The 830-nt window shown below is 33.4% G+C and carries 2 tRNA genes; both read left to right on the forward strand.

The window, feature by feature from the left end:
- Positions 1 to 150 precede the first annotated feature (150 nt).
- Positions 151 to 227 (forward strand) — tRNA-Ile (locus tag ACFQ02_RS08175).
- Positions 228 to 376: 149 nt separating this feature from the next.
- A tRNA-Ala gene (locus tag ACFQ02_RS08180) sits at positions 377 to 452 on the forward strand.
- Positions 453 to 830 lie beyond the last annotated feature (378 nt).

The following is an 830-nucleotide window of genomic DNA, read 5'->3' on the forward strand; positions in this document are numbered from 1 at the left end:
CCTGCGGTTGGATCACCTCCTTACCTTACAATATAAGACAGGCTTTGAAGTGTTCACACAGATTGTTATATTGGTTGTAGACAAGAGAGAGCAGAAAAGGTGTAGTAGTGTTATTACACATTTAAGACGAAGCGATAATGCAATCCTTTTGGGTCTGTAGCTCAGGTGGTTAGAGCGCACCCCTGATAAGGGTGAGGTCGGTGGTTCAAGTCCACTCAGACCCACCACTTTTGAGCTGGTATGGTTTTCAAAGGTGACGAAAAGGAAAATATGATGAAATAAGTAAGCTTGAGGCAAGGTTTAAGATAAACTAAGAGTTTATAAGAAGTTGCTTTTGTTTATTTGTTTCATGTAGTTATAAGATTATTATCTCAATGGGGATATAGCTCAGCTGGGAGAGCGCCTGCCTTGCACGCAGGAGGTCAGCGGTTCGATCCCGCTTATCTCCACCACTAAGATTAGTAATAAACTAAAAGATAATATTGCTAAGACTTAAGTCATCATACTTAAGAAGATTAAATGATATTTTTAAGAATAATCTTTACAAAGAAGAAATAAGCAATGTTTATATTTTTGTAATTTTTTTTGTTGAGTGTCTTTTTGTATTATATATTTTTTATATTTTCTTTTTTTTAACTTATTGATTTATTAGTTTATTAATTTGTTAATTTATCTTCTTAAGTATGACGATTGAAAAAGAGTCAACTGTTCTTTAAAAAATAGGAAACAAGCTGAAAACTGAGTCTCAGGTAGTATGCTGGTAGTTATTTGTTATAGGTATGGATGGAGATATAGAGCGATTTATGTTTTATATTGAAGTTAATATTATC

The sequence above is a fragment of the Seminibacterium arietis genome (assembly GCF_042675725.1).
GTDB lineage: Bacteria > Pseudomonadota > Gammaproteobacteria > Enterobacterales > Pasteurellaceae > Seminibacterium > Seminibacterium arietis.